This is a genomic window from Microbacterium galbinum, assembly GCF_023101185.1.
Classification (GTDB): domain Bacteria; phylum Actinomycetota; class Actinomycetes; order Actinomycetales; family Microbacteriaceae; genus Microbacterium; species Microbacterium galbinum.
The window spans coordinates 1515791-1540123 of record NZ_CP078077.1; the positions used below are offsets into that span (position 1 = coordinate 1515791).

26 protein-coding genes are annotated in these 24333 nt (G+C 69.4%); 13 read left to right on the forward strand and 13 right to left on the reverse strand.

Features of this window, described 5'->3' with window-relative positions; genetic code table 11:
• Positions 1–33: 33 nt before the first annotated feature.
• Positions 34–1314, reverse strand: coding sequence for an MFS transporter (locus tag KV396_RS07490; protein ID WP_247957388.1), 1281 nt, complete (start codon positions 1312–1314; stop codon positions 34–36).
• Positions 1315–1476: 162 nt separating this feature from the next.
• Here KV396_RS07490 and KV396_RS07495 point away from each other — a divergent pair, with 162 nt between their 5' ends.
• Both KV396_RS07495 and KV396_RS07500 read left to right on the forward strand, forming a co-directional pair.
• Positions 1477–2361 carry a LysR family transcriptional regulator gene (locus KV396_RS07495; protein ID WP_247957389.1) on the forward strand — a complete coding sequence of 295 codons (885 nt, stop codon included), beginning with the start codon at positions 1477–1479 and terminating at the stop codon, positions 2359–2361.
• 26 nt (positions 2362–2387) lie between these two features.
• Positions 2388–3356 carry a C-terminal binding protein gene (locus KV396_RS07500; RefSeq protein WP_247957390.1) on the forward strand — a complete coding sequence of 323 codons (969 nt, stop codon included), beginning with the start codon at positions 2388–2390 and terminating at the stop codon, positions 3354–3356.
• A 309-nt stretch (positions 3357–3665) separates the two neighbouring features.
• Here KV396_RS07500 and KV396_RS07505 read toward each other — a convergent pair whose 3' ends face one another.
• A complete protein-coding gene (locus KV396_RS07505; RefSeq protein ID WP_247957391.1) occupies positions 3666–4511 on the reverse strand; it encodes an SMP-30/gluconolactonase/LRE family protein in 846 nt (281 codons plus the stop codon).
• Complete coding sequence (locus tag KV396_RS07510; RefSeq protein WP_247957392.1) at positions 4508–5335, reverse strand: hypothetical protein; 828 nt, start codon at positions 5333–5335, stop codon at positions 4508–4510. The genes KV396_RS07505 and KV396_RS07510 overlap by 4 nt, the downstream gene beginning before the upstream one ends.
• 63 nt (positions 5336–5398) lie before the next feature.
• On the opposite strand from KV396_RS07510, the gene KV396_RS07515 reads away from it, so the two are divergent.
• Both KV396_RS07515 and KV396_RS07520 read left to right on the forward strand, forming a co-directional pair.
• On the forward strand, positions 5399–6238 hold the full coding sequence (locus tag KV396_RS07515) for a Gfo/Idh/MocA family oxidoreductase (RefSeq protein ID WP_247633253.1): 840 nt from the start codon (positions 5399–5401) through the stop codon (positions 6236–6238).
• 70 nt (positions 6239–6308) lie between these two features.
• Complete coding sequence (locus tag KV396_RS07520) at positions 6309–6893, forward strand: TetR/AcrR family transcriptional regulator (RefSeq protein ID WP_247957393.1); 585 nt, start codon at positions 6309–6311, stop codon at positions 6891–6893.
• 20 nt (positions 6894–6913) lie between these two features.
• Here the strand turns inward: KV396_RS07520 and KV396_RS07525 are convergent, their stop codons facing one another.
• The 3 genes from KV396_RS07525 to KV396_RS07535 all read right to left on the reverse strand — a co-directional run bounded on the left by KV396_RS07525 (position 6914) and on the right by KV396_RS07535 (position 10400).
• Positions 6914–7351: a VOC family protein gene (locus KV396_RS07525; protein WP_247957394.1), complete on the reverse strand. Its 438-nt coding sequence runs from the start codon at positions 7349–7351 to the stop codon at positions 6914–6916.
• A 32-nt stretch (positions 7352–7383) separates the two neighbouring features.
• Positions 7384–7743 carry a TraR/DksA family transcriptional regulator gene (locus KV396_RS07530; RefSeq protein ID WP_247623846.1) on the reverse strand — a complete coding sequence of 120 codons (360 nt, stop codon included), beginning with the start codon at positions 7741–7743 and terminating at the stop codon, positions 7384–7386.
• 98 nt (positions 7744–7841) lie between these two features.
• Positions 7842–10400 (reverse strand): MMPL family transporter, encoded by a 2559-nt coding sequence (locus KV396_RS07535; protein WP_247957395.1) that lies wholly within the window; start codon positions 10398–10400, stop codon positions 7842–7844.
• 69 nt (positions 10401–10469) lie between these two features.
• On the opposite strand from KV396_RS07535, the gene KV396_RS07540 reads away from it, so the two are divergent.
• Complete coding sequence (locus KV396_RS07540) at positions 10470–11042, forward strand: TetR/AcrR family transcriptional regulator (protein WP_247957396.1); 573 nt, start codon at positions 10470–10472, stop codon at positions 11040–11042.
• A gap of 317 nt (positions 11043–11359) precedes the next feature.
• Here the strand turns inward: KV396_RS07540 and KV396_RS07545 are convergent, their stop codons facing one another.
• From KV396_RS07545 to KV396_RS07555, 3 genes are all read right to left on the reverse strand, one after another.
• A complete protein-coding gene (locus KV396_RS07545; protein ID WP_247623843.1) occupies positions 11360–11554 on the reverse strand; it encodes a hypothetical protein in 195 nt (64 codons plus the stop codon).
• Positions 11554–13881 (reverse strand): phosphoribosylformylglycinamidine synthase subunit PurL, encoded by a 2328-nt coding sequence (gene purL, locus KV396_RS07550; protein WP_247633250.1) that lies wholly within the window; start codon positions 13879–13881, stop codon positions 11554–11556. The genes KV396_RS07545 and purL overlap by 1 nt, the downstream gene beginning before the upstream one ends.
• A 229-nt stretch (positions 13882–14110) precedes the next feature.
• Positions 14111–15064 (reverse strand): helix-turn-helix transcriptional regulator, encoded by a 954-nt coding sequence (locus KV396_RS07555; protein ID WP_247957397.1) that lies wholly within the window; start codon positions 15062–15064, stop codon positions 14111–14113.
• 98 nt (positions 15065–15162) lie between these two features.
• Between KV396_RS07555 and KV396_RS07560 the strand changes: the two genes are divergently transcribed.
• The gene (locus KV396_RS07560; RefSeq protein WP_247957398.1) at positions 15163–15600 is read left to right on the forward strand and encodes a VOC family protein; all 438 of its coding nucleotides are present in this window, start codon (positions 15163–15165) and stop codon (positions 15598–15600) included.
• 223 nt (positions 15601–15823) lie between these two features.
• Here the strand turns inward: KV396_RS07560 and KV396_RS07565 are convergent, their stop codons facing one another.
• Together KV396_RS07565 and KV396_RS07570 are read right to left on the reverse strand one after the other, a co-directional pair.
• The gene (locus KV396_RS07565; RefSeq protein ID WP_247957399.1) at positions 15824–16117 is read right to left on the reverse strand and encodes a hypothetical protein; all 294 of its coding nucleotides are present in this window, start codon (positions 16115–16117) and stop codon (positions 15824–15826) included.
• 104 nt (positions 16118–16221) lie between these two features.
• Positions 16222–16812, reverse strand: coding sequence for a biotin transporter BioY (locus KV396_RS07570; protein ID WP_247957400.1), 591 nt, complete (start codon positions 16810–16812; stop codon positions 16222–16224).
• A gap of 54 nt (positions 16813–16866) precedes the next feature.
• Here KV396_RS07570 and KV396_RS07575 point away from each other — a divergent pair, with 54 nt between their 5' ends.
• On the forward strand, positions 16867–17484 hold the full coding sequence (locus tag KV396_RS07575) for a TetR family transcriptional regulator (protein ID WP_247957401.1): 618 nt from the start codon (positions 16867–16869) through the stop codon (positions 17482–17484).
• A 272-nt stretch (positions 17485–17756) separates the two neighbouring features.
• Here KV396_RS07575 and KV396_RS07580 read toward each other — a convergent pair whose 3' ends face one another.
• Positions 17757–20222, reverse strand: coding sequence for a M1 family metallopeptidase (locus tag KV396_RS07580; protein ID WP_247957402.1), 2466 nt, complete (start codon positions 20220–20222; stop codon positions 17757–17759).
• A 255-nt stretch (positions 20223–20477) separates the two neighbouring features.
• On the opposite strand from KV396_RS07580, the gene KV396_RS07585 reads away from it, so the two are divergent.
• The 3 genes from KV396_RS07585 to KV396_RS07595 all read left to right on the forward strand — a co-directional run bounded on the left by KV396_RS07585 (position 20478) and on the right by KV396_RS07595 (position 21546).
• Positions 20478–20720 carry a hypothetical protein gene (locus tag KV396_RS07585; protein WP_247633243.1) on the forward strand — a complete coding sequence of 81 codons (243 nt, stop codon included), beginning with the start codon at positions 20478–20480 and terminating at the stop codon, positions 20718–20720.
• 227 nt (positions 20721–20947) lie between these two features.
• A complete protein-coding gene (locus tag KV396_RS07590; RefSeq protein WP_247623834.1) occupies positions 20948–21103 on the forward strand; it encodes a hypothetical protein in 156 nt (51 codons plus the stop codon).
• Positions 21100–21546 carry an NUDIX domain-containing protein gene (locus tag KV396_RS07595; protein WP_247957403.1) on the forward strand — a complete coding sequence of 149 codons (447 nt, stop codon included), beginning with the start codon at positions 21100–21102 and terminating at the stop codon, positions 21544–21546. The genes KV396_RS07590 and KV396_RS07595 overlap by 4 nt, the downstream gene beginning before the upstream one ends.
• Before the next feature lie 87 nt (positions 21547–21633).
• On the opposite strand, the gene KV396_RS07600 is transcribed toward KV396_RS07595, so the two are convergent.
• Complete coding sequence (locus tag KV396_RS07600; RefSeq protein ID WP_247957404.1) at positions 21634–22626, reverse strand: SDR family NAD(P)-dependent oxidoreductase; 993 nt, start codon at positions 22624–22626, stop codon at positions 21634–21636.
• Positions 22627–22710: 84 nt separating this feature from the next.
• On the opposite strand from KV396_RS07600, the gene KV396_RS07605 reads away from it, so the two are divergent.
• The 3 genes from KV396_RS07605 (at position 22711) to KV396_RS07615 (ending at position 24286) form a co-directional block, all read left to right on the forward strand.
• Positions 22711–23316 (forward strand): TetR/AcrR family transcriptional regulator, encoded by a 606-nt coding sequence (locus tag KV396_RS07605; RefSeq protein ID WP_247957405.1) that lies wholly within the window; start codon positions 22711–22713, stop codon positions 23314–23316.
• Positions 23317–23576: 260 nt separating this feature from the next.
• Positions 23577–23981 (forward strand): VOC family protein, encoded by a 405-nt coding sequence (locus KV396_RS07610; protein ID WP_247623829.1) that lies wholly within the window; start codon positions 23577–23579, stop codon positions 23979–23981.
• Positions 23978–24286, forward strand: coding sequence for a winged helix-turn-helix transcriptional regulator (locus KV396_RS07615; protein WP_247957406.1), 309 nt, complete (start codon positions 23978–23980; stop codon positions 24284–24286). Before KV396_RS07610 ends, KV396_RS07615 begins: the two co-directional genes overlap by 4 nt.
• Positions 24287–24333: the final 47 nt, after the last annotated feature.

A 24333-nucleotide genomic window follows, 5' to 3' on the forward strand; every position in this document is an offset into this window, starting at 1 on the left:
GCGGGACGGATGCCGGTCGGGCCGGGGCTGCCCTCAGGCCACGGATGCCGTGGCCGTGGCCGCGGTCTCGGCCTCGACCGATCGGGCGATGCGTCGCTGGAGTCCCCAGACACCGGCGATCGTGATGAGGATCATCACCGCGTAGAACACGGCCACACCCCACACGCTGCCGCCGGTCGAGTTGAGGATCCACTGGGCCACCAGCGGGGTCGATCCGCCGAAGACGGTCGCGCACAGCTGGTAGGCCAGCGAGACGCCGGAGTAGCGGATGCGGGCCGGGAACGCCGAGGCGAGCAGCGTCGCGAGCAATGCGTAATACGCGGTGCTGCCGATGATCGTGGCGTAGAGGGTGACCGTGATCCACAGAGGGGAGGCGGCCTGGATGGCGAGGAAGTACGGCACCGTGAGCACGACGCTGAGGATGAGGCCCGCGAGCATCACCCGGGCGATGCCGAACCTCTCGGCGATCTTGGCGGCGATCGGCTGCCAGATGAACTGCAGGATCGCCATGCCGAGCAGGATGTTGAGCATGAGCTGCCGCTCGATGCCCAGGGATCCGGTGGTCCAGGCGAGCAGGAACGTGTTCGAGAAGTAGGCGTTCGAGATGCCCATGACCGACGCGAGCACGCCGAGCCCGATCAGCAGCGGTGCGGTGCGGATCGCCACGAGCACCGGGGCGCTCACGACCTCCTTCGACTGCTTCGCCGCCTCGAAGTCGGGCGACTCCTCGACCTTCACGCGGATGACGAGGCCGACGATCACGAGGATCGCCGACACGAGGAACGGGATGCGCCAGCCCCAGGTGATGAACTGCTCGTCGGGCAGCAGGCCCACGATGAGGAACATCACGGTCGCGAGGATGGATCCGGCGGGCGAGCCCTGCTGCACCCAGGCTCCGGCGAGGCCCTTCTTCTTGGCCGTGGCGTTCTCGGTCGACAGCAGCACGGCGCCGCCCCACTCGCCGCCGACCGCGAAGCCCTGCAGGCCGCGCAGCACGACGAGCAGGATCGGCGCGAGGATGCCGATCTGGGCGTAGGTGGGCAGGAGGCCGATCAGCGTGGTGGCGGAGCCCATCAGGATGAGGGTGAGCACGAGCACGTTCTTGCGCCCGAACTTGTCGCCGAAGTGGCCGAAGACGAGTCCGCCGACCGGGCGCATCAGGAAGCCGACCCAGAAGGTGGCGAACGAGGCGAGCAGCGCGGCGCCGGGTGCGACGTCGGGGTAGAAGACGCGGCCGAACACGAGGGCGGCGGCCGTGCCGAAGATGTAGAAGTCGTACCACTCGATCGCGGTGCCGACGAAGGCACCCACCATCGAGCGTCGTTGCCGGGCAGAACTGATATCAGTGCGGGAAGCAGCCATCGGGAGGGCTCTCTGTCTCGGGGAAGGAGGGGGAAGTTCGGGTTCTGCCCATCCTGCGGTGATCACCCCATGCTCGTCCAATGAAGAAAACGGGGTGAGGTAAACGGTTTACGTATGTACGGGGAACGCGAACTCGAGGCATTCGTCGCGGTGCTCGACACCGGGTCGGTCAGTCTCGCGGCAGAACGCCTGATCAGGACGCAACCGACGGTATCGCGGCAGATCGCCTCGCTCGAGCGCCAGGTGGGAGCATCCCTGTTCCGACGGATGCCGCAGGGCATGGTCGCGACCTACGCGGGCGACCGTCTCGAACCGATGGCGCGCGACCTCGTGCGCCGGGGCCGGAGAGCGCGCGAGGTGATGAGCGGCATCGTGCTCAAGGAGCGCTCGTTCGTCGCCGCAGCCCCCGAGATGACGAGCGTGCTCGTGCTCGCGCCGTTCATCGCGGGCGGCGGACCCATCTCCGACGTCGTGGTCGCGACGCCGGTCGAGACCTACGACCGGCTGCGCTCCGGGGCGGATCTCGCGGTGACGACGAGTCCGCCGGACTCGCGGCTCAGCAGCATCCGCATCATGAACCTGCCCCTTTACTGCCAGCTGCCGGCGTCGCATCCGCTCGCTGCCGGGGACCGCCTGGAACTGGAGGATCTGCTGGCCGGACCCTTCCTCACCTCGGGCACCGGATCGGCCGCGTGGACGCAGATCCAGCGCGCGGCCGAGAGCGAGGCGTGGTCGGTCGAGATGGCGAGTTTCGGAGCGGATGCCCCGATCATCCAGGCCCGGTCGGCCGCCGGCCACGGGCCATGCGTGGTCGTCGAGCCGCCGCGCTTCGGGTTGATCTCGAAGCCGCTGCACCACCGCGGCATCCCGATGCAGTGCGCGCTGTACGCGAGTTGGGAGCGCACGCACTACGCGCGCGACGACATCCGCGGGGTGGCCGAGCAGCTCAGCGCCTTCGCCGCCGACCACGTGCTGAGCCTGTACGACGCGGAGGACTGAGTGCTAGATGCTATAGCATCGCTCTCATGACAACGCCGTTCATCCTCGTCAGCGACTGCGACCTCCCCGGAACCGTCATCGAAGACACGCTCCGATCCGCCGGGCTCCATGCCGAACGGGCAGCGTCCCCGGCGTCCGACGACCTCGCAACTCTCGGGGCGGATGCCACAGGGCTCGTCGTGCAGTGGGCCCCGATCACGGCCGAGGTACTCGATCGGATGCCGAACCTGCGCATCATCAGCCGCGTCGGCATCGGTTACGACATGATCGACGTCGAAGCGGCCACCGCTCGCGGCATCGCGGTCGCGAACACCCCGAGCTACTGCATCGAGGAGGTCGCCGCGCACACCATCGCGATGATCATGACCCAGGCGCGCGGCCTGCCGGCCTACGACCGCGCGGTGCGCGCCGGCACCTGGAAGGCTGTGGACGCCCGGCCCCTCGCCGTGCGTCCGTCGACGACCACGGTGTCGGTGCTCGGCTTCGGCCGCATCGGATCGATCGTGGCTCGCGGGTGCCGGGCGCTCGGTTTCCGGGTGCTCGTCGCCGACCCGTACGCGCCCGCCGACGGCATCCGCTCGGCCGGGTGCGAGCCCGTCGAGATCCCGGATGCCGTGGCGCAGGCCGACATCCTCACCCTGCACGTGCCGCTCACCGAGGCGACCCGGCACCTGATCGACGCCGAGTCGATCGCGACGATGAAGCCCGGAGCCGTGGTCGTGAACACGTGTCGCGGACCGCTCGTCGACGAGCGAGCGCTGGCCGATGCGCTGCGCTCCGGGCACTTGGGCGCGGCCGCGCTCGACGTCTTCGACGGTGAGCCGCTGGCCGACGGCTCCCCGTTGCGCGACCTCGATCAGGTGCTGCTCAGCCCGCACGCGGCGTGGTTCTCGCCCGAGGCGCTCGCCGACCTGCCCGTGCACGCCGCCGAGAACGTGATCCGCTTCCTCGCCGGGGAATCGGTGCCGATCGTGAACCCGGCGTACGCCGGCTGAGCCTCGGGCCAGTTCCTCACGCGACCCCCGGGTCGCCGCGCACGTTCGGGAGGAGATCTCCGCGTTGGGCGGAGGAATCCGCTGTTTTTCTCCTCCCTTGGGCGAGTTCTCCTCCCGAACGGGTGCCGAGCGGATGCCGCGCACAACGACGGGGTCGCTGGGTCAGGGGACCTTCGACAGGCTCAGGAACCCAGCCTCTGACTGAGTCGCTGAGCCAGCTTCTGACTGACTCGCTGAGCCAGCTTCTGACTGGGGCGCTGAGCCTGTCGAAGCGTCCCGTCCCGAGAAACCCGGTCCCGACAGACCCGGTCAGCCGGCGAACGCCGCCACGGGCATACCGCTCGCGCCGGGCTGGACGGCGAAGAGTGAGCCCGCCTCGGTGCCGTGATCGGCCCCCAGCCCCTGGGCCGAGGTCGTGATGAAGAGCGTGCCGAGGTCGTCGCCGCCGAACGTGCAGGCACTGACCTGGGGGACGGGCAACTCGATCCGAGCGATCAGGGAACCGTCGGGCGCGTAGCCGTGCACCGCCGAACCACCCCAGAGCGCGACCCACACCGACCCATCGGCGGCGACGGTCAACCCGTCGGGCGACCCCTGCTCCTCGGGGATCATCGCGAATCCGCGGCGTCCGCGCAGCTCGCCCTCAGTCACGTCGAACACGTCGACCCGTTGCGTGACCGTGTCGACGTAGTAGGCCCGGGATCCGCCAGGTGCGAATGCCACGCCGTTCGAGACGGTCACGCTCGACAGCACCGTGGTGGAGGCGAGGTCGCCGCCGATCCGCAGCATCCGCCCCACGGCTCCGGCATCGCCGAGAGCCATCGACCCGGCGAGCAGCCGCCCGAGCGGGTCGACCGTGCCGTCGTTGAAGCGCGCGTCGCCGAGGTCGAAGGTCGCGGCGACGCGCGCCGGTCCCTCTGGCGAATCCGAGAGGTGCAGCGAGCGCGCACCGAGGGCGACGAATCCGCCGCCGACGCGCGGGCGCACGAACGCCGCATACGTGTCATCGAGGTGCAGGCGATGGATGCCGTCGTCGCGCAGCGTCACGAGGTCGGCGGCGTCGCCGTCGACCCAGCGGACGCCGCCCCACGATGTCGACCAGACGGGCGCCTCGGCGTGCACGCAGATCGGACCGGTAAGGTTCTCGGCCTTCACGACTGCTCGTCGGTGCGCCGCAGCGGCATCCGCTCGGGCTCGGGAGTGGAAGCCGTCTCCGGGTTCGACGCCGCACTCGGCGCAGATGCAGGTGCGGTGGGAGCCGCGATCTCGCGCGCGACCTGCTTCTCGAGCACCTGCACGGCGTCGTCCGACAGCAGGATGAGACCGTCGAGCTCTTCGCGCACGCGCTTGTAGGCGACGTTGCGCTCGGCCTGCGTGGCCGACTCGTCGACCGCGACCTTGAGCAGCTGCTGCGCGCGATCGAGGCGCTTCCGCTCGGCGTCGGTGAAGGTCGAATCGCGCAGACGCCGGGCATCCTTCTCGGCGATCTCGAACGCGACGGCGTACGCCCCCACTGCGTCGAGGTACTCCGACACCTGCTGCTCGGTGACCTTGGCCTCGGCCGACGCCGGGCGTAGCGCGTCGGCGGTGCGCTTCGCGCGCAGGAACGCGGCCGTGAGGGGCTGGCGCCCATCGCTCATGGCGGGGAAGGCGATGAGCTTCGCGACGTCGAGCTCGTAGTCGAGCCAGCGCGCGGTGATCTCGTCGTGCTCGGCGAACAGGCGCGCGAGCAGATCGTTCGGAACGGGGGATGCCGTGGTGTCGACGACCGTCGTGCCGCGGTTTTTCGGCGGGTGGGCCAGTGCTCGCGCCTCGATCTGCGCGGTCTTGAGCTGCGCCTTCATGCGGAGGGTCTCGATCCGGCGTTCATGGCGGCGCTTGGCCGAACGCTCCCACGCTTTCGCAGCGCCTCCGGCCATGCCCATGATCGGGAAGATGAGCCACCAGTAATGACCGGCCCACTGCAAGATCTGATCCATGATGTGCCCAGCCTACTGGCGAGCGGCGACACCGCCGAGGCCCGTCTTCGAGAGGATGGAGGCATGGCAGCGCACCGCATCGGCATCGTCGGCATCGAGAACACGCACGTCGACGGGATCGTGCGCGCGCTCAACGTCGACGGCGTCGAGGATGCCCGGATCACGGCCCTCGTCGCCGGTGCCGCCGACCGCACGGAGCGGCTCGCCGAGCTCGGGGGGATCGAACGGATCGCGTCGGAATCCACCGACCTGATCGGCGAGGTCGACGCCCTGATCGTGGCCACTCGCGACGGGGCGACGCATCGTTCGCTCGCCGTGCCCTTCCTCGAGGCGGGCGTGCCGGTGTGGGTCGACAAGCCGCTCGCGCTCTCGGTCGCCGATGCCGACGCGATCCTCGCCGCCGCCGGATCGACGCCCGTCACGTCGTCGTCGACGCTGCGCTGGCTGCCCGACACGGATGCCGTCGCCGCCGCGCTCTCCTCGATCGGGGAGGTGCAGAGCCTCGCGATCACCGGACCGGCCGATCCCGACGGACCCTACGGCGGCCTCTTCTTCTACGGCATCCATCTCGCCGATCTCGCCCAGCGCCTGGTTCCCGGGGTGCCCGAAGAGGTCGAGGTGGAGCACTCCCCGGGACGCGTGCGCGCCCGATACGCCGTCGGCGGGGTGGGGGTGACGCTCGATTTCGTGCGCCCGGAGGGTGAGGTGTCGGTGCCGTTCCGCGTGACCGCCGTCGGCAGCGGCGGCACGGAGAGTCGTGAGATCGTCGTCGGGTCCGACTACGTGCGTCCCGGTGTCGAGGCCTTCGTGCGCATGCTCGACACCGGTGAGCTCCCGGTACCGCCCGAGCAGATGACCGCGACGGTCGCCGTGCTGGCCGCGGTCGTGGCCGAGAGGTCGTGAGGCGCCCTCTTCGATGACGGCAGGCGCAGGAAATCGGTTTCTCGGTGGCATTCGAATCTAGAATGTGCGCATGGTGGCGCGGGGAAGGTACGCGAAGGGTGTGGCGAAGCGGGAGGAGATCCTGCAGGTGGCGCTCGACGTGGTGGCGGAAGTCGGTTATCGCAAGGCGTCGAATCGAGAGATCGCCGCACGGGTCGGTCTGACCCAGCCCGGGCTCATGCACTACTTCGGCTCGCGCGAAGAGCTCTACATGGAGGTTCTGCGCGCCCGCGACGAGCGCGACCTCGGCGAGTTCATGGACCCCGACCCCTCGTTCGCCGGGTTCCTGTCGATCATCGAGCACAACGTCTCGGTTCCCGGTCTCGTGCGGCTCTTCGTCGAGTTCTCGGCCGAGGCCACGATGGTGGGGCATCCCGCACACGAGTACTTCGTCGAACGCTACGCGTGGGCGCGCGGCGTGCTCACGGGCGTGATCGACCGCGCCCAGAAGTCCGGGGAGCTCGGGGCGACGCTCGACCCGAAGATCGCGGTCGACATCGTGCTCGCCGCCGCCGACGGGCTTCAGGTGCAGTGGCTCCTCGACCCCGAGGTCGACATGGTCGAGCGTCTCTCGCGGCTGTGGGACGGCATCCGCCTGGCTTCCCGCCGCGACTGACGCGCTGCTCTCGCTCGGGATCAGCCGCGAGTGAGGTCCTGCGCGAGCATCACGATGATGCCGCTCGGGCCGCGCACGTAGGCGAGGCGATAGATGTCCTGGTAGTTCGCGACCCCGCGCAGCGGGTGGCAGCCGTGACGGGCGGCGATCTCGAGGGATGCGTCGATGTCGTCGACCGAGAAGGCGACCCGGTGCATCCCGATCTCGTTCGGGAGGGTCGGCTCGGTCTCGATCGCATCGGGATGGATGTACTCGAACAGCTCGAGTCGGCCGTGGCCGTCGGGCGTCTGCAGCATCGCGATGCGCGCATGGTTGCCGTCGAGCCCCACCGCCGTGTCGGCCCAGTCGCCGCTGACGGTGTCGCGGCCGACGACCTCCAGGCCGAGGTCGGTGAAGAAGGCGATGGTGGCGTCGATGTCGCGCACGGCGATGCCGACGTTCTCGAGTGCGATGGGCATGCTCGGAATGCTAGCCCCGGGCGGCGACGTTGTCAGTGCCCGAGCTTCTCGGCGCAGGCGACGCAGTACTCGGCGAACGGACGCACCTCGAGCCGGGCGGCCGGGATCGGTCGGCCGCAGTTCAGGCACACGCCGTAGGTGCCGGCATCCATGCGGGCGAGCGCGTCGTCGACCTGCTGGAGTTCGGATGCCGCGGCCTCCGCGAGCCCGGTCAGCCGCGACCACTCCGACGACAGCGTGACCCCCTCGGGGTCGTGCTCGTCGTCGTCGTTCGAGCCCTCGCGGTCGTGGGTGAGTTCGGTGAGGATCGCCGCGGTCGCCCGGACACGGGCATCCGCCTGCGCACGCATGGCCGTGAGCAGCGCGCGCAGCCGACCGTCGTCCTCCTCCATGCGGCCACCCTACTGTGCGGCCCATCGTCTCGTCGCTGCGCTCCTCGCTCAGGAACCGGGTTACTCGGTCCCTGAGCGAGCGGAGCGAGACGAAGGGCTCAGCCCCGCCGCTTGCGCTCGGCGCGCGTCTTCGGCTCGGGCGTCTCGACCGTCGGGATGCTGTCGGTGTGCACGGCGGGGTGGTCGCGCTCGAGCGCGGCACCCTCCATGTCGACGTTCGGCAGCAGGCGGTCGAGCCAGCGCGGCAGCCACCACGCCGACTTCCCGAGCAGGTGCATGAGCGCGGGCATGAGCAGCATCCGCACGACGAACGCGTCGAGCAGCACACCGAACGCGAGGCCGAAGCCGATCGAGCGGATGATCGTCGACTCAGAGAAGATGAACCCGCCGAACACCGACACCATGATGAGGGCGGCGGCGATCACGACCGAGCGGCCGGCGCGGAAGCCCTGCGCCACGGCATCCCGGGCCGACGCCCCGTGCACGTACGCCTCGCGCATGCCGGAGGCGAGGAAGAGTTGATAGTCCATCGCGAGTCCGAACAGGATGCCGACGAGGATCACCGGCAGGAAGCTGAGGATCGGTCCGGTGCTGTGCAGCCCGATGATCTCGGCACCCCAGCCGAACTGGAACACCGCCACGATCAGGCCGTATGTCGCGAAGAGCGACAGCACGAAGCCTCCGGTGGCGATGACCGGCACGAGCAGCGAGCGGAACACGACGATCATGATCAGCAGCGAGAGCCCGACGACGACCACGAGGTACAGCGGCAGGACTCCGGCGAGCGCCTCGGAGATGTCGATGTTGACGGCCGCCTGACCGGCGACGCCGAGCGTGATGCCGCCGTCGAGTTCGGGCAGCGAACGGATGCTCTGCACGAGCTGTTCCGTCGACGCGCTGTTGGGGCCTTCGGCCGGCAGCACCTGGAAGGCGAGGAGTGTGTTGTCGTCGGAGGTCGCGACGGGCGCGACGGCGACCACGTCGTCCTGATCGGCGAGCTTCTGCGCGACCTCGACCTGGGTGGCGAGCAGGTCGTCGTCGCTGACCGCCTCGTCGAGGGTGGCCGTGACGAGGAGCGGGCCGTTGGCGCCCTCGCCGAACTGCTCGTTCACGGCGTGGAAGGCGCGGTAACTGGTGGAGTCGCTGGGCTCGCTGCCGCCGTCGGGCAGGCCGAGGCGCATCGACATCGACGGGATCGCGATGATGAGCAGGCCCACGATGCTGACGAGCACGGTGACGACGGCGCGCAGCGTCGACATGCGCTTCACGGGCTTGCCGGTGGCGTGCGGCTTGCCGACGGTCGCGCGGGCCTTCTTGCCGAGCAGACGGTCGCCGATGAGGCCGAGGATCGCGGGGGCAAGGGTGATCGCGACGAGCACGGCGACGGCGACGCACACGGCGCCGACGGTGCCCATGAGGCCGAGGAACGGCACGCCGGTGACGTTGAGGGCGAGCAGCGCGACGATCACGGTCGCGCCGGCGAAGACGACCGCGGTGCCCGAGGTTCCGGTGGCGAGCCCGATCGACTCGCGCACGGGGGATCCGGCGAGCAGCTGCTTGCGGTGGCGGTTGACGATGAAGAGCGAGTAGTCGATGCCGACGGCAAGGCCCAGCATCACACCCAGCACGGGGGTGACGGATGCCATGTCGACGACGCCCGAGAAGGCCAGCGACGAGGTCACGCCGACGCCGACGCCGACGATCGCGGTGATGATGGGGAGTGCCGCGCCGATCAGCGAGCCGAGCATGACGATGAGCACGACCGCCGCGAAGGCGAGTCCGATCGCCTCGCCGATGCCGAAGATCTCGGGAACGCCCTGGGCGATGTCGGTGCCGAAGTCGACCGTGGTGCCTTCGACGGCGGTGTCGTCGAAGTGCGAGATCGTTCCCTGCTTGACCTCTTCGGAGAGCTCGAGGCGCGGGTCGACGAACGAGACGTTGACGATGGCGGTCGAGCCGTCATCCGAGACGACGCCGATGCCGTCCGTGAGGTCGAGGAGAGTCGTGCCGAGGTCGAGCTGCTCGGCGTTGGCGTCGAGGTCGTCACGGTTCTGGTCGATCGTCTGCTGCTGGGCATCGAGGGCGGCGAGCTGAGAGGTGAGCGCGGCCTTCTGCCCCTCGAGCACGGTGATCTGCTGTGCCGGGGCTCCGGCCGCCTGGGCCTGGGCGATGCCGGCGTCGATCTGCGCGATGCCGTCTTCGAGCTGGGTGCGTCCGCTGTCGAGCTGGGCCTGACCGGCATCCAGCTGCGCGCGGCCGTCGGCGATCTGCGCGGCGCCGTCGGTGAGTTCCTGCTCCTGGTCGGCCTGCTGCTGCTGGGCGTCGAAGGGGTCGATGACCCGGGCGACGCCGTCGAGGTCTTCGGCACTCGCCGCGAGCGCCGAGATCTCCTTCTTCTGCTCGTCGGTGAAGGGCTCGCCGTTCTCGGTCTGGTAGACCACGGTGCCCGTGCCTCCGGCGGTGTCGGGCAGCTTGTCGGCGAGCTCGTCGATGACCTCGCCCGAGGCGGTGCCGGGGATGTCGAAGCTGTTGCTGAGTGTGCCGCCGAGCGCGAGGAACGCGCCGACCCCGAGGCCGAGGATCACGACCCACGAGATGACCACCGTCCACGCCTTGCGCGCAGCGAAAGAACCCAGACGGAAAAGCAGTGAAGCCAAGACGATCTCCTTCAGACTCGTTGAGCATACGGCACGTCTCGTCTAGAGATCTGTGGCTATCCTGAATGGATGGTGAACGAGCATCGAAGCGGACCCGTGCGCAGCACCGCCGCGCGCGAGGCGATCCTCGACGCCACCGCCCGGCTGTTCCACAATCAGGGCTACGACCGGCTGACGATCGAGGGCATCGCGAAAGAGGCCGGGGTCGGCAAGCAGACCATCTACCGGTGGTGGCCGTCGCGCGGAGCTCTGATCGGGGAGTGCCTCGCCGAGGGGCGGCTCATCCCCGTCGACTTCGTCGTGCCGTACACGGGCGACCTCTCCGGCGACGTCGAGGCGTGGTTGCGCAGCGTGCTCGCGATCCTCGACGAACCCCAGGGCGGCGCTTTGCTGCGCTCGCTGGTCGCGGCGGCGACCGAGGATGCCGGAGTCGGCCAGCACCTCGGCGAGAGTCTGGGCGTCGAGGAGCATCTCGGCTCGCGGCTGCGCGCCGGCATCCGCGACGGCCAGCTGGCCGAGGATGCCCCCGTCGCGCAGATCGGCCGAGCGATCCTCGGCGCCATCATCGTCGAGTCGCTGGGGCGCGAGAAGCGCGACTCCGAGGGCGTCGTTCGGTTGGCGCGGTTCCTGTTCGCGCGCTGAGCGCCCTTCGTCTCGCTGCGCTCGCTCAGGGACCGCGCTCCTTGCGCCGGTCTGCTACTGGGTCGCTGAGCTTGTCGAAGCGTCCCCCACGCAGAACGGGAGGAGATCTCGCGTATCGCAGGAGCATCCGCGGTATTCGATCCTGCAGAAGGCGAGATCTCCTGCGTTGCGGTGCGCGGGGTCGGGCCCTTCGACAGGCTCAGGGACCCAGTTTCAACGCTGGGTCTCAGGGGCCCAGTTTCAACGCTGGGTCGCTGAGCCGACCGCCCTGGGTCGCTGAGCCTGTCGAAGCGTCGCAGGCCCGGAAAGCGGATGCCTCAGAAACCGGGGAGCAGGGTGAACAGCGTCGCGCCGCCACCACCGAGGATCAGCGCGATGATGACCGTCCACGCGATCACCCGGATGCGCCGGTTGCGGCGCTCGCCGAGGTCGCCGTAGTCCTCGCTGAGCTCGGGACGGACGCTCTCGCGCCGGGCCGGCTCGTTCGGCTCGCGCCGGCTGAGGTCGCTCATCAGGAAACCTGTTCGGTGACGGTCGGACCGAAGTACGACGGCAGCGTGGCGGCCGAGCGCTCGCGCAGCTCGGCGACGGGGATCGTGAAGACGTCCTGCACCTCGAGCTGCGGCTCGCTGTCGGTCACGCCGATGCGCATGACCGGGTAACCGCGTCCCTCGCAGAGGCCGCGGAACTTCACGTCGTCCTCGCGCGGCACGGTCACGATGACGCGACCGGTCGACTCGGAGAACAGGGCGGATGCCGCATCCACACCGTCGCGGTCGATGATCTCGGTGAGCCACACGCGGGCGCCGACGCCGAAGCGCATGACTCCCTCGGCGAGGGCCTGGCCGAGGCCGCCCTCGGAGACGTCGTGCGCCGACGAGATCAGCCACTCGTCGCGCGCGGCGGCGAGCAGGCCCGCGAGGCGCTTCTCGCCCGCGAGGTCGACCTTCGGGGGGAGCCCGCCGAGGTGCTGGTGCACGACCTCGGCCCACGCCGAACCCGAGAGCTCGGTCGAGGTGGTGCCGAGCAGGTAGATGTTCTGGCCCTCGTCCTGCCATCCCGAGGGGATGCGGCGCGAGACGTCGTCGATGATGCCGAGCACGCCCACGAGCGGGGTCGGGTGGATCGGCACGTCGCCGGTCTGGTTGTAGAACGAGACGTTGCCGCCTGTGACCGGGGTGCCCAGTTCGAAGCATCCGTCGGCGAGGCCGTCGACCGTTTGGCCGAACTGCCACATGACCTCGGGGTTCTCGGGAGAACCGAAGTTGAGGCAGTCGGTGATCGCGGTGGGCACGGCGCCGGTGACGGCGACGTTGCGGTACGCCTCGGCCAGGGCCAGCTGCGCACCCGCGTAGGGGTCGAGCTGGCAGTAGCGGCCGTTGGCGTCGGTGGAGATCGAGAAGCCGAGTCCCGACTCCTCGTCGACGCGGATCATGCCGGCGTCGTCGGGGAAGCTCAGGGCCGTGTTGCCGAGCACGTAGTAGTCGTACTGGTTGGTGATCCAGCTCGTGTCGGCCAGGTTCGGCGAGCCGACCAGCGCGAGGAACTGCTCGCGCAGGGTGTCGGCGTCGTTCGCGCGGGGCAGCAGCTCGGCGGCATCCGCCTGCAGCGCGTCGATCCACGTCGGGTAGGCGACCGGGCGGTCGTAGACCGGGCCGTCGACCGCGACCGTCGAGGGGTCGACGTCGACGATGCGCTCGCCCTGCCAGTCGATGACGAGGCGTCCGTCGCCGGTGACCTCGCCCAGCACGGAGGTCTCGACCTCCCACTTGTTCACCACGGCGAGGAACGCGTCGAGCTTCTCGGGCGCGACGATCGCCATCATGCGCTCCTGCGACTCCGACATGAGAATCTCTTCGGCGGTCAGCGAGGGGTCGCGCAGCAGCACGTTGTCGAGCGACACCTTCATGCCGCTGTTGCCGTTGGCGGCGAGCTCACTGGTCGCGCACGAGATGCCCGCGGCGCCGAGGTCCTGGATCGCCTCGACGAGCTCGTCGCGGTAGAGCTCGAGGCAGCACTCGATGAGCACCTTCTCGGCGAAGGGGTCGCCGACCTGCACCGCGGGGCGCTTGGTCGGGCCGCCGTCGGCGAACGTGTCGGAGGCGAGGATGCTCGCGCCGCCGATGCCGTCGCCACCCGTGCGGGCGCCGAACAGCACGACCTTGTTGCCGACGCCGGTCGCGTTGGCGAGCTTGAGGTCCTCGTGGCGCAGCACGCCCACCGCGAGCGCGTTGACGAGCGGGTTCGCCTGGTAGACCGAGTCGAAGACCGTCTCGCCGCCGATGTTCGGCAGGCCGAGGCAGTTGCCGTAGAAGCTGATGCCGCTGGTCACGCCGTGCACGACGCGGGCGGTGTCGGGGTGGTCGATCGCACCGAAGCGCAGGGCGTCCATGACCGCGACCGGGCGGGCGCCCATCGAGATGATGTCGCGCACGATGCCGCCGACGCCGGTCGCCGCGCCCTGGAAGGGCTCGATGAAGCTCGGGTGGTTGTGGCTCTCGGCCTTGAAGGTGACGGCCCAGCCCTCGCCGACGTCGATGACGCCCGCGTTCTGGCCCATGCCCACCATGAGGCGTTCCTTCATCTCGTCGGAGACCTTCTGGCCGAAGCGGCGCAGGTAGTTCTTGCTGCTCTTGTACGAGCAGTGCTCCGACCACATGACCGAGTACATCGCCAGCTCGCCCGAGGTGGGGCGGCGTCCGAGGATCTCGCGGATCTTCGCGTACTCGTCGGGCTTGAGTCCGAGCGCCGCGTAGGGCTGCTCCTTCTCGGGCGTCGCGATCGCGTTCGAGACGGAGTCGGGGACGTGCTTGCGGGCAGGTGCAGGGGCGGTGGTCACGCACACTCCAAGAGGAAGGGGCCGGCGGGGCAGTGCCAGTCTACCGGGGCGCGGTCGGGTGGCCGGCCGGGTGTGGTGGGGGTAGTGGATCGGTGGTTCGGGTGCGTGGATCGGTGGATCGTGTTGCACCGATCGGTGCGAAATGCCGGTTCTGGGACCGCATTCCCGACGTTTCGCACCGATCCGTGCAGTCGTGCGCGTTTCGCACCGATCCGTGCAGGCGCGCGCTTCAGGGGGCGGATGCCGCGGCCAGGCGTGCCGAGAGAGCGGCGGATGCCTCGGCGAACGCCGCGGGTCCCTCGATCGTGAATGGCGCGTCGAAGCGGGCGATCGCGGCGACCAGACCGGTCCACGACCAGGAGCCGAGTGTGAGGCGGCAACGTCCGTCGGGGAGCTGCTCGAGATCGCCGTCGTCGAGGTACGGGGTGATCTCGCGGGCGGGCAGGTCGATCACGACGGTGCCGACGCAGGGCCAGCGGTCGGCGGCATCCGATCCCTTCGACCGCGCTGCGAGGAAGGCGCGGGCGTCGACGCCGCCGGGCAGCGGGCGCGGGGTGAAGGCCGGACCGGTCGGGATGCGCGGGTGCAGGCGGTCGAGGCGGAAGATGCGCCAGTCGTCGCGCTCGAGATCCCACGCGATCAGGTACCAGCGGCCCTGGCGCGACACGACATCATGCGGCTCGACGCGGCGGCGCGGGGCATCCGCCTCGGTCGCTCCGTAGTCGAAGCGCACCACGTGCCGGTCGCGCACTGCGGCCGTCACCGCTTCGAGGGTGGCGGGGTCGACGCGCTCGGCGGCCGTCGATCCCTGGAAGCGGATGCCGTCGATCCGATGCCGCAAGCGCGAGGGCATGACCTGACGCACCGTCGCGAGCGCCCGCTCGGCTCCCTCGTCGATGTCGATCCCGCTCGCCGGGATGCTCTGCAGGGCGACCGCGACGGCGACCGCCTGCTCGTCGTCGAAGAGGAGGGGTGGGAGCTCCGACCCGGCGGCGAGTCGGTACCCACCGTCGGGTCCCTTGATCGCGCCGATCCGGTAACCGAGATCGCGGAGCCGGTCGACGTCGCGGCGCACCGTGCGCGGGCTCACCTCGAGACGCTCGGCGAGCACGGCACCGGGCCAATCGCGCTGCGTCTGCAGAAGAGAGAGGAGCGCGAGCATCCGTGACGAGCTTCCGGCCATGTCTCTTATTGTGCTCCGAGAAGCGGACCGAAACTGACCTCTTCTGTCGAGAGAGTGGGCGCACGGGCATCCGCTCGGCTCATCTCACAGGAGGAATCATGACCGTCACCACCACGACCCACCTCAACTTCGCCGGCACCGCACGCGCGGCGCTCGACTTCTACGCCGAGGTCTTCGGCGGCACCGTCACGGCCGCGACCTACGGGGACTTCGGCATGCCGGCCGATGCGCCCGGTGCCGACAAGGTCGTCTTCGGGCAGATCGCCGGCGGCGCGATCGCACTGATGGCCTATGACATCCCCGGAGCGACGGATGCTTCGGCCGGGGTCACCCGTCGAGAGAACGGTGTCACGATCACCGACCGTCCGTTCTTCCAGTCGCTGCGGGCCTCGTCGCTCGACGAGCTCACCGGGTACTGGGAGGCGCTCGCCGTGGGCGCGACCGTCGTCGAGCCGCTCGCCGCCTCGGCCTGGTCGGCCGGGTTCGGCATGCTCACCGACCGGTTCGGGGTGACCTGGGTGCTCGACGTGGCGTGAGGCCGGGCGGCGCTGTACCCAACTCAGGAAGAATTGGCCGAATCGGGCCGGAATGGGGGTTCTGGGGCCGATTCGGCCGACTTTTCCTGAGTTGGGTACGGGGTACGGGGTGCGGGCGAGTCGGCGTGCGTAACTCCGGACTTTCGACGCCGATGGGCCCCGAATCGGTGGATTCGGGGCCCTTCGTGCACGTTTTTCCGGAGTCATGAACCGCCGGCGTGCGTCACTCGGGCCGCTGCAGGCGCTGCGCCCGCAACGCGAAGTCGAGGTGCTGCTGCGCGATCGAGCGGATGCCGACGAGCAGCAGGCCGATGAACAGCGACATCGCTCCGAACCAGAAGATGACGGTGCCGAGCTGTGTCTGGAAGATCGCCCAGTCGGCGTCGCGATCCGCGTTGATCGTGCCGAGGAACGCGCCGATCGGCAGGAACAGCGCGGCGACGACGAACAGCGTCGGCGCGAGCGCGGGCAGGGTGATTCGGTTCGGACGCACGTGGGGTGCGGGGGAGTTCGTCATGCCGCCGAGTCTAGGAGTCACCACCGCATCGATCGGTGCGAAATGTCGGTTATCCGGCGGCAGAACCGACATCCTGCACCGATCGATGCACGTGCAGGGGCGACTCAGTCGCGGCGGGTGCGATCGATCAGGCGCCAGGTGGCGGGGAGGAGTCCGGCCATCGCGACGATCTTGATCGCGTCTCCGATGAGGAACGGCACGACGCCGAGGCCGATCGCGGTGGGGATGTCGACCCCGGCGAAGGCCGCGAGCCACGGCACGCCGCACGCGTAGATCGCGAGCGAGCCGAGGCCGGCGAGGCCGAGCGTCGAGAGCACGGAACGGTCGGCTCGGCGGCGTGCCAGAGTGCCGACAAGCAGGGCGGCGACCACGTAGCCGACGATGTATCCGAACGACGAGAACGCCCAGCCCGCATTGCCGCCGGCGAACAGCGGCACGCCGATCACGCCGAGAGCCAGGTAGAGGAGCGCGCTCGCGCTTCCGCGCAGGGGTCCGAGCGAGGCGCCCGTCAGCAACACGGCGAAGGTCGCGAGCGACAGCGGCACCGGCGTGAACGGAAGCGGAATGGCGATGTATCCGGCAATCGTGATGAACGCGGTGCCGGCGAGCGTGAGTGCGATATCCCGCACCCGTGCGCCGGGAACGAGGTCGGCGAGCACCAGAGCGGAGCGCGGGGAGACGGCGGATGCTGACATGGGAAGTTCCTCCTGAACACTGTTCACCTGAACACTGTTCGGTAGAGTAGCACCATGAACGCGGCATCCGCAGATCAGCCCGCCCCGAGGCGCAGCAAGCCCGACGTCGTCGACGCGGCCATGAGCGTGCTCGCCGAGAACGGCATCGCCGGGCTCTCGATGCGCCGCATCGCCGACGAACTCGACGTGCAGGTGAGCGCGCTGTACTGGCACTTCCCGAACAAGCAGGCGCTTCTGGCCGCGGTCAGCGCCCGCATGGTCGCGGGCGAATCGGATGCCGAATCGGATGCCCCCGACCTCACCGCCACGGCCACCGCGCTGCGCGACCGTCTCCTCGCCCACCGCGACGGCGCCGAGGTCGTGTCGAGCTCGCTCGCGCTCGGCCTGCTTGACCTTCCCGCTCGGCAGCGGCTCGTCGACGCGGCGCTCGCCGCGGGGCTTACGGATGCCGCGGCCGAGGTCGCCGCCGACACCCTGGTGCACTACGTGATCGGGTTCACGTTCCACGAGCAGCAGCGGATGCACGCGGCTGTCATCGGGGCCGCGGATGCCTCCGTCGACCTCTCGCCCGCGCGGCTCGCCTCCCCGGGCGCCAGCCCGGACGACGACTTCGCCGCGGGGCTCGCGCTCATCGTCTCCGGCATCCGCTCTGCCGCCGTCGCGGGGCGCTGATCTCTCGCGGGGCGGGACGCTTCGACAGGCTCAGCGACCCGGGTTCCGCGGCCGCACCTGCAACTGGGTTCCTGAGCTTGTCGAAGGGCCCCGTCCAAGACGCCGAGGGGGCAGAACACGCCGTGCCGCGGCATCCGTCTGCGGCGTGTCTTGACCCCTCACCACCGCGCGACCGCCGCCCGACCCTCACCGCCCGCCGACCGCACGCGAAAGCGCCCGCCCCCGGAATCCCGGGGACGGGCGCTCGCGTGTGTCAGCCGATCAGACCTCGATCAGACCTCGAGCTTGCGGCGTCGAGCGGCGACGAACATGCCTCCGCCGACGAGCAGCACGAGGGCCAGCAGGCCGAGTGCCGTGGGCAGTTCGCCCCCGGTCTGGCTGAGCTCGCCCGAGCCGTCCGGGTCGCCGGGGGTGACGGCTCCGCCACCACCCGTGCCGCCGTCGGTGCCCCCGCCGTTGTCGGGGTCTTCGCCTCCGCCGGGAACCTCGGCCGCGGCGACCGCGACGGTCGCCTCGCTCGTGACCGATCCGGTGCGGAAGCCCTCGAGGGTTCCCGTGACCGTGACCGTGATGCGGGCGCCGAGAGCGGATGCCGGGATCACGAAGCTCGGTCCGGCATCGACGGCGCGAGCGGCCATCAGCCCGGCGGGCTCGTCGACCGGCTCTTCCTCGTCCTCCGCGGGAACCTCGACCGGAACACCGTCGATCGCCCACTCGTAGGTGAGCGCGGTGCCCTCGGGCCAGCCCTCGGAGGTCGCGGTCAGTGTCTCGCCGACGACGGCCTCACCCGTGATGGTGGGCAGCTCGGTCGGGGCGACGATCTCGACGACCGAGGTGTCGACCGCGCACGTCTCGGTGCAGCTTCCACCGAGGGTGAGGGGCTTCACGGCCAGCGCGAACGAGCCGCCGGCCGATTTCTCGCTGATCGTCGCGTCGATGGTCAGCGACGCGCTCGTGCCGACCGCCGTGCCGACCGGGATCGGCCAGCTGAGCGTGGTGCCGTCGAGCGTGGCGCCCTCGGGCACGACCAGGTCGGCGTTCGCGAGCAGCGCGCTCACGTCGACCGACACGACCGACGAGGCCAGCGGCACGCGACCGGTGTTGAGCGCCGTGACGGTGTACGACACGGTCTCGCCCGGGTAGAGCGCGACCTCGGGGCTGCCGCCGCTGAGTGCGACCGAGTACTTGTCGGGCCAGGCGGGCTTGCCGGGCTCGAGGATCCAGTCGGTCCAGAAGGCGGTGAGGTCGAAGCCCGAGAGCTCCTCGGCCAGGGCCTTCAGGTCGGCGCCGGCGAGGCTCTTGCCCGCGTTGTCGACCTGCCACTGCTTGATCAGGGTGAAGTACGGCTCATCGCCGATCGCGACCCGCAGCGCCGCCCAGAACTGCGCGCTGCGCGTGTAGGTCTGGTAGCCGTAGAGGTTGGCCGAGTCGGTCTGACCGCCCGGTGCGATGTTCCAGTTGGCGCTGGTCGGAGCGGTGTTGTTCCACGAGTTGAAGTACGTCTGCTCCGAGGGTGTCGTGCCTGCGCCGAAGCCCTCGAGCGTGTTGTAGTACGTCGGACCCCAGGTCGCCATGCCCTCGCCCATCCAGATGTCGGTCCACGTCGACGGGGCGACGTTGTTGCCGTACCACTGGTGCACGAGTTCGTGGATGAGCGTGTTGCCGTTGACCGAGTTCACGCTCGGGAAGAACGAGCGGTCCTGTGTCTCGAGTGCGTAGTTGATCGCGCTCGGAACGGTCTTCACGATCACGCCGGTGCTGTTGCCCGGGTAGGGACCGTAGATGCGCTCGAGGTTCTGCGTGATGGTCTGCAGCTGCGTGATGCGGTTGCGCACCGTGGTCTTGTTCGCGTCGCTGAGACCGAAGTCGATGAACGACCACGACGGGATCGTGCGACCGTCGAGCAGCGTGATGCTGCCCTCGACGACCTCGTAGCGGCCGATGCCGATGACGACGAGCTCCGACGCCATCTGCTTCTGCTGGCGCCAGGTCCACGTGGTGCGCTCGCCGGACTGGCTGACGACCTTCGACTGCAGCTCGCCGTTGCTCGCGACAGCGCCCGGGGCGCTCACGCCCGCGGTGTTGGTGAGGGTCGACGGGGCATCCACCGTGATCGTGTAGGTGGCCTTGTCGCCGGGGGTGTTGTTGTGCGGGAAGCCGGTCATCATGCCGATGGGCTGGCCCAGCAGCATCGCGCCGTCGTTCGTGCCGCTCCAGCCTTCCTGGCTGTCGTCGGCGTCGGTGTGGAACACCGGAACGCCGCTGTAGTTCACGGTGACGGTGAACTCGCCGGTGACGGGGGTCGCCGGGGTCACGATGAGCTTGTACTTGATGGCTGCCGCGTCGATGTCACGGGTCCAGGTGGCGGGCTGGCCGTTCACGAACACGCTGTCGACGGTCAGACCCTCGAAGTCGAGCGAGAACGAGCGCAGCGGCGCGAGGGCCCGGGCCGTCATGGTGGTGGATGCCGAGTCGAACTTGCCCGTGACGACGGCGGTGCTGCCCGTGCCGGCGACGCCGGTCGGGCTCCACGCGATGTCGATGTCGTAGTCGAGGGCGTCGTATCCGCCGTTGCCGACGTTGGGGAACATGGCGTCGCCCGAGGTGCGGGCTCCGTCGATCGGGTCGTCGGCGGCGGATGCCGGAACGGCGGTGGCGAGGAGGGAGCCGGCGAACAGCGCGGTGACCATGGTGGTCGCGAGCAGCCGCCGACGTCGGAGAGGAGTCAGTCGGGTCATGAGTGCTTTCGGGTAGGCAGGAACGAAAGGCGACCGGTCACGTCGTCGTGGTTCAGGGGTGGCTTGTGGCCGGGGTCGCGAATGCGGGTTGATCGCAACCTAGGGAAGTCCTATGTCGGCAATATATCGCCATTGTGTCCGGCAGATTGCAGGAATTTTTCCTGTCCCGTTACCTGTCGTCGAAGGATCCGGCAAGGGGGTTCTGCGGGGCGTTGTCGTCGCGTAGACAGGGGGCAGATCGAAGGAGAGATAGGCATGGCTGCCGGCGACATAGTGACGTTTCACCGCAACGGAATCTGGTTCAACCGCATCGAAGGAGAGGCGGGGGTGATCGGATCGGGATATCTCACCGAAGCGGATGCCGTCGTCGCGGGCCGCGGTTCGGCCGCTGCGCGCCAGGTCGAGCACCTCATCCACGACGAGGAGCCTCCCGCCGACGCCGATGACCCGTACGCGCGGCATCCGCGCGATCGCGTCGGGGTGTCGATGCAGGGCTGAGCCTCGGCATCCGAAGCTTCCGGTCGCGTCCGCGCGCCCGGGCAAGGATCGAGAGCGCACCGTCACCACCCCTGGGCGGTGCGTTCTCGTGTGTGCGGGTGACGTCTCGTCGCCGCAGTGGCCACCGACCGGTCGGAAATGACGGTTCTGAGCGTCGATAGCCAGCATTTCGCACCGATCGGGTGCGGCACGCCGCCCCACTCTGGCCGCGGCCCTAGCGTGGGGGCATGTTCGCTCCGACCTTCGTCATCGGCCTGCTCATCTACGTCGCGATCGTGCTGATCGGGCTGCTCGTGCTGTGGTTCGTGATCTACACGGCCGTGCGCGCGGCGCTGACCTCGCACCGCCAGGCGCTTGCGGAGGAGCGACTCGGGCGCTCGTGATCTCCGACTACGTCCGTGCGATGCGCGACCGCATCGGACACGACCTGCTGATGCTCCCGGGCGTCACCGCTGTGATCCGTGACGGCGAGCGCTTCCTGCTCTCGCGCAGCGCCGGATCGGATGTATGGAGCCTGATCGGCGGCGGAGTCGAACCCGGCGAGGAACCCGCGGATGCCGTTGCGCGAGAGGTGCGTGAAGAGCTCGGCGCCGGCATTCGAATCACCGGGATCGTCGGTGCCTACGGGGGTGAGTCGCTCGTCGTCGACTACCCGAACGGTGATCGGGTCGCTTACGTAACGACTGCCTACGCGTGTGAGGCGGTCGACAAGATCGAGCCCGACGGCGAGGAGATCGTCGAGGTCGGGTGGTTCACGGCATCCGAGATCGCGGGCCTCGATCGCGAGCCGTGGATCGATCGCGTGCTGGCGGATGCCGCCGCCTAGTGCACTGATCGGTCACAAATGCCGGTTCTCCGGGCCGAGAACCGACATTCTTGACCGATCGGTGCACTCCGGCGCGCGGCGAGAGGCCTACTGCACCGACCAGCCACCGTCGGAGGCGAGGATCGCGCCGTTGATGTTCACGCCGTCGTCCGACAGCAGGAAGGTGATCGAGGCGGCGAGCTGCTCGGCGGTCGCCACGGTCGGGATCGCCTGCTGGAACGGGGAGAGGCGGGCCGAGCCGTACTCCGACATGTGCGCGGGCATCGGGATGCCGGTGGCCACCCCGCCGGGAGCGACCGAGTTCACGCGAATGCCCTTCGGGCCGTACATGAACGCCGCCGACTTCGTGACGCCGATGATGCCGTGCTTGCTGGCGGTGTAGGCGTTGCCCGAGGCGTTTCCGCGCAGACCCGCCTCGCTCGAGACGTTGAGGATCGACCCGCGGCCGGCCTTCTCCATGATCGGCAGCACCGCACGCATGAGCTTGAAGGGGGCGGTGAGATTGATCGCGATGACGCGGTCCCACACGGCATCCGGAGTCTCGCCCGCGGGCGAGAAGTCGTCGTTGATGCCGGCGACGTTCGCGAGCCCGTCGATCGTGTCGCCCGCGGCGGCGATGACGGCGTCGATCGCGTCCTGCTTCGTGAGGTCGCCGGCGACGGTGACGATGTCGGCATCCGGGTTGTCGGCCTTGAGGGCGTCGAGCTTCTCGGCGGCGATGTCGCTGGCGATCACGCGACCGCCTTCGCGGGCGATGCGCTCGGCGGTCGCGCGCCCGATGCCGGATGCCGCACCCGTGACGATCACGGTCTTGCCGGCGAACCGGGCGCCGGCCTCGACGACCGGCTCGGCCTCCTCGACCGGCACGACGCCGCCGTTGGCCGCGCGCACGAGGTCGTCGACGACCGACTGCGGCATCGCGCCCTGGCTCATCGCGACGAGCTGCTGCAGCGGCAGGCCGAGCACGGGGGTGAGGAGCGACGGGTCGGCACCGGTCTGCTCGAAGAGTCCGCGGATGAGTGGGCCGCCGGTCGGGTCGTCGAGCCATTCGCCGATGGTGGAGTGGGCGGTGAGGGCCATGTCGTGCTCCTTGTTCGGGTTCCTGCGAGTTTCGCAACGGTGCGTCTACTTATGGATCAGTGTACGCCCGAGTAGCCTCTGATGGTGCCCCGTCCTCGCAGTGAGAAAGCGCGCCGGTCCGTTCTGGACGCGATGCGCGCCGCGGTGTCGTCGGGCGCCTACGAATCGGTGACGATCGAGGGGCTCGCCGACGCCGCCGAGGTCTCGAAGCAGACCATCTACCGGTGGTGGCCGTCCAAGGCCGCGATCCTCGGCGAGGCGCTGCTCGAGGGGTCGGTGCCCGGCGCCGCGGTCTCGGTGCCGTTCACTTCTGATCTGGGGGCGGATCTGCGGGCCTGGTTCTCGGCCATGAGTCTGTCGCTGGGTGACGCCGAGGGCGTCGCGATCGCGCGGGCGCTGATCGTCGTGACGGCGTCGGATGCCGCGCTCGGGCTCGCGTTGAACGAACGGCTGGCCGCGCCGATCCGCCAGTGGGTGCGCGAGCGGTTGGCGCTCGCGGTCGCCGACGGTGAGGTGCGATCGGATGCCGACGCCGAGGTCATCGCGGATCAGTTCGTCGCGATGGCGAGCTACGCCGCGTTGCTGGGCCGGCCGCTCAGCGACGAGCGGGTCGAGGCGACGGTGCGGGTGCTGCTGCGGGGGATCGGCGCCTCGGGGCGGGATGCTTCGACAAGCTCAGCAACCCAGTAGTGCAGGCTCAGCAACCCAGTAGTCGGAAGTGGGTCCCTGAGCCTGTCGAAGGGCCATACCCCGAGAGACTGGGTCCCTGAGCCTGTCGAAGGGCCCACCCCGCAACACCTGCAGGGAGATGTCACATCTGCAGGGAGCATCCGCCCGTTTCTCCGTGCAGATGTGATTCGTCCGTGCGGATGAGCGGGCAGATGGGCGGACAGGCGAGCGGATGCCGAACACCCCTTGACCCCGCACTTGCATTTTGCAAGTATCAACGCATGAGCCTCTTCATCACCTGTCCCGTGGCTGACGTCGAACGAGCCACCGCCTTCTACACCGCCCTCGGGTGGACCCTCAACGCCGAGATGTCGGACCACAACGTGTCGTGCTTCCAGATCGCGCCCGAGCAGTACGTGATGCTCGGCAGCCGCGAGATGTACGCGAGCGTCGGCGGCACCGAAGACCTGATCGGCGGCCCCGACACCCCGTCGAAGGTCACGGTCTCGTTCGACCTCGACAGCCGCGAGGCGGTCGACGAACTCGTCGCGCGCGCCGAAGCCGCGGGCGGTCGCGTCGGTGACATCGACGACTACCCCTTCATGTATCAGCGCCAGTTCGACGACCCCGATGGCTACCACTACTCGCCGTTCTGGATGAAGCCGGCGACCGACCAGACCGCGTGAGCGATCTTTCCGCCGCCCTCGACATCGTCGGTGCGCGCTGGGCGCTGCTCATCGTGGAGCAGCTGCTCGCCGGCCCGCAACGCTACGGCGATCTGCAGCGCGAGCTCGGGGCGCCGACGAACATGCTCGCGACCCGCTTGCGCGAGTTGGAAGAAGCCGGCGTGCTGAGGCGATTGCCGCTGACGCACAACACCCGCGCGTACGCGCTGACCGAGCGCGGAGAGGCGCTGGGGGACGCGATCGATGCGTTGGGCGTGTGGGGCCGTGCGGGGAGGGATGCTTCGACAGGCTCAGCAACCCAGTAACGAGGTAACCCAGTAACGAGGTAACCCAGTAACGAGGCAACCCAGGA

What these genes read in the sequence shown, in the direction of transcription:
- KV396_RS07490 (WP_247957388.1), bottom strand. Translation starts at nt 1,314, where the DNA reads ATGGTGGGTGCCTTCGTCGGCACCGCGATCGAGTGGTACGACTTCTAC.
- KV396_RS07495 (WP_247957389.1), top strand. Translation starts at nt 1,477, where the DNA reads ATGTACGGGGAACGCGAACTCGAGGCATTCGTCGCGGTGCTCGACACC.
- KV396_RS07500 (WP_247957390.1), top strand. Translation starts at nt 2,388, where the DNA reads ATGACAACGCCGTTCATCCTCGTCAGCGACTGCGACCTCCCCGGAACC.
- KV396_RS07510 (WP_247957392.1), bottom strand. Translation starts at nt 5,335, where the DNA reads ATGGATCAGATCTTGCAGTGGGCCGGTCATTACTGGTGGCTCATCTTC.
- KV396_RS07515 (WP_247633253.1), top strand. Translation starts at nt 5,399, where the DNA reads ATGGCAGCGCACCGCATCGGCATCGTCGGCATCGAGAACACGCACGTC.
- KV396_RS07520 (WP_247957393.1), top strand. Translation starts at nt 6,309, where the DNA reads ATGGTGGCGCGGGGAAGGTACGCGAAGGGTGTGGCGAAGCGGGAGGAG.
- KV396_RS07525 (WP_247957394.1), bottom strand. Translation starts at nt 7,351, where the DNA reads ATGCCCATCGCACTCGAGAACGTCGGCATCGCCGTGCGCGACATCGAC.
- KV396_RS07530 (WP_247623846.1), bottom strand. Translation starts at nt 7,743, where the DNA reads ATGGAGGAGGACGACGGTCGGCTGCGCGCGCTGCTCACGGCCATGCGT.
- KV396_RS07540 (WP_247957396.1), top strand. Translation starts at nt 10,470, where the DNA reads ATGGTGAACGAGCATCGAAGCGGACCCGTGCGCAGCACCGCCGCGCGC.
- KV396_RS07545 (WP_247623843.1), bottom strand. Translation starts at nt 11,554, where the DNA reads ATGAGCGACCTCAGCCGGCGCGAGCCGAACGAGCCGGCCCGGCGCGAG.
- KV396_RS07555 (WP_247957397.1), bottom strand. Translation starts at nt 15,064, where the DNA reads ATGGCCGGAAGCTCGTCACGGATGCTCGCGCTCCTCTCTCTTCTGCAG.
- KV396_RS07560 (WP_247957398.1), top strand. Translation starts at nt 15,163, where the DNA reads ATGACCGTCACCACCACGACCCACCTCAACTTCGCCGGCACCGCACGC.
- KV396_RS07565 (WP_247957399.1), bottom strand. Translation starts at nt 16,117, where the DNA reads ATGACGAACTCCCCCGCACCCCACGTGCGTCCGAACCGAATCACCCTG.
- KV396_RS07570 (WP_247957400.1), bottom strand. Translation starts at nt 16,812, where the DNA reads ATGTCAGCATCCGCCGTCTCCCCGCGCTCCGCTCTGGTGCTCGCCGAC.
- KV396_RS07575 (WP_247957401.1), top strand. Translation starts at nt 16,867, where the DNA reads ATGAACGCGGCATCCGCAGATCAGCCCGCCCCGAGGCGCAGCAAGCCC.
- KV396_RS07580 (WP_247957402.1), bottom strand. Translation starts at nt 20,222, where the DNA reads ATGACCCGACTGACTCCTCTCCGACGTCGGCGGCTGCTCGCGACCACC.
- KV396_RS07585 (WP_247633243.1), top strand. Translation starts at nt 20,478, where the DNA reads ATGGCTGCCGGCGACATAGTGACGTTTCACCGCAACGGAATCTGGTTC.
- KV396_RS07590 (WP_247623834.1), top strand. Translation starts at nt 20,948, where the DNA reads ATGTTCGCTCCGACCTTCGTCATCGGCCTGCTCATCTACGTCGCGATC.
- KV396_RS07600 (WP_247957404.1), bottom strand. Translation starts at nt 22,626, where the DNA reads ATGGCCCTCACCGCCCACTCCACCATCGGCGAATGGCTCGACGACCCG.
- KV396_RS07610 (WP_247623829.1), top strand. Translation starts at nt 23,577, where the DNA reads ATGAGCCTCTTCATCACCTGTCCCGTGGCTGACGTCGAACGAGCCACC.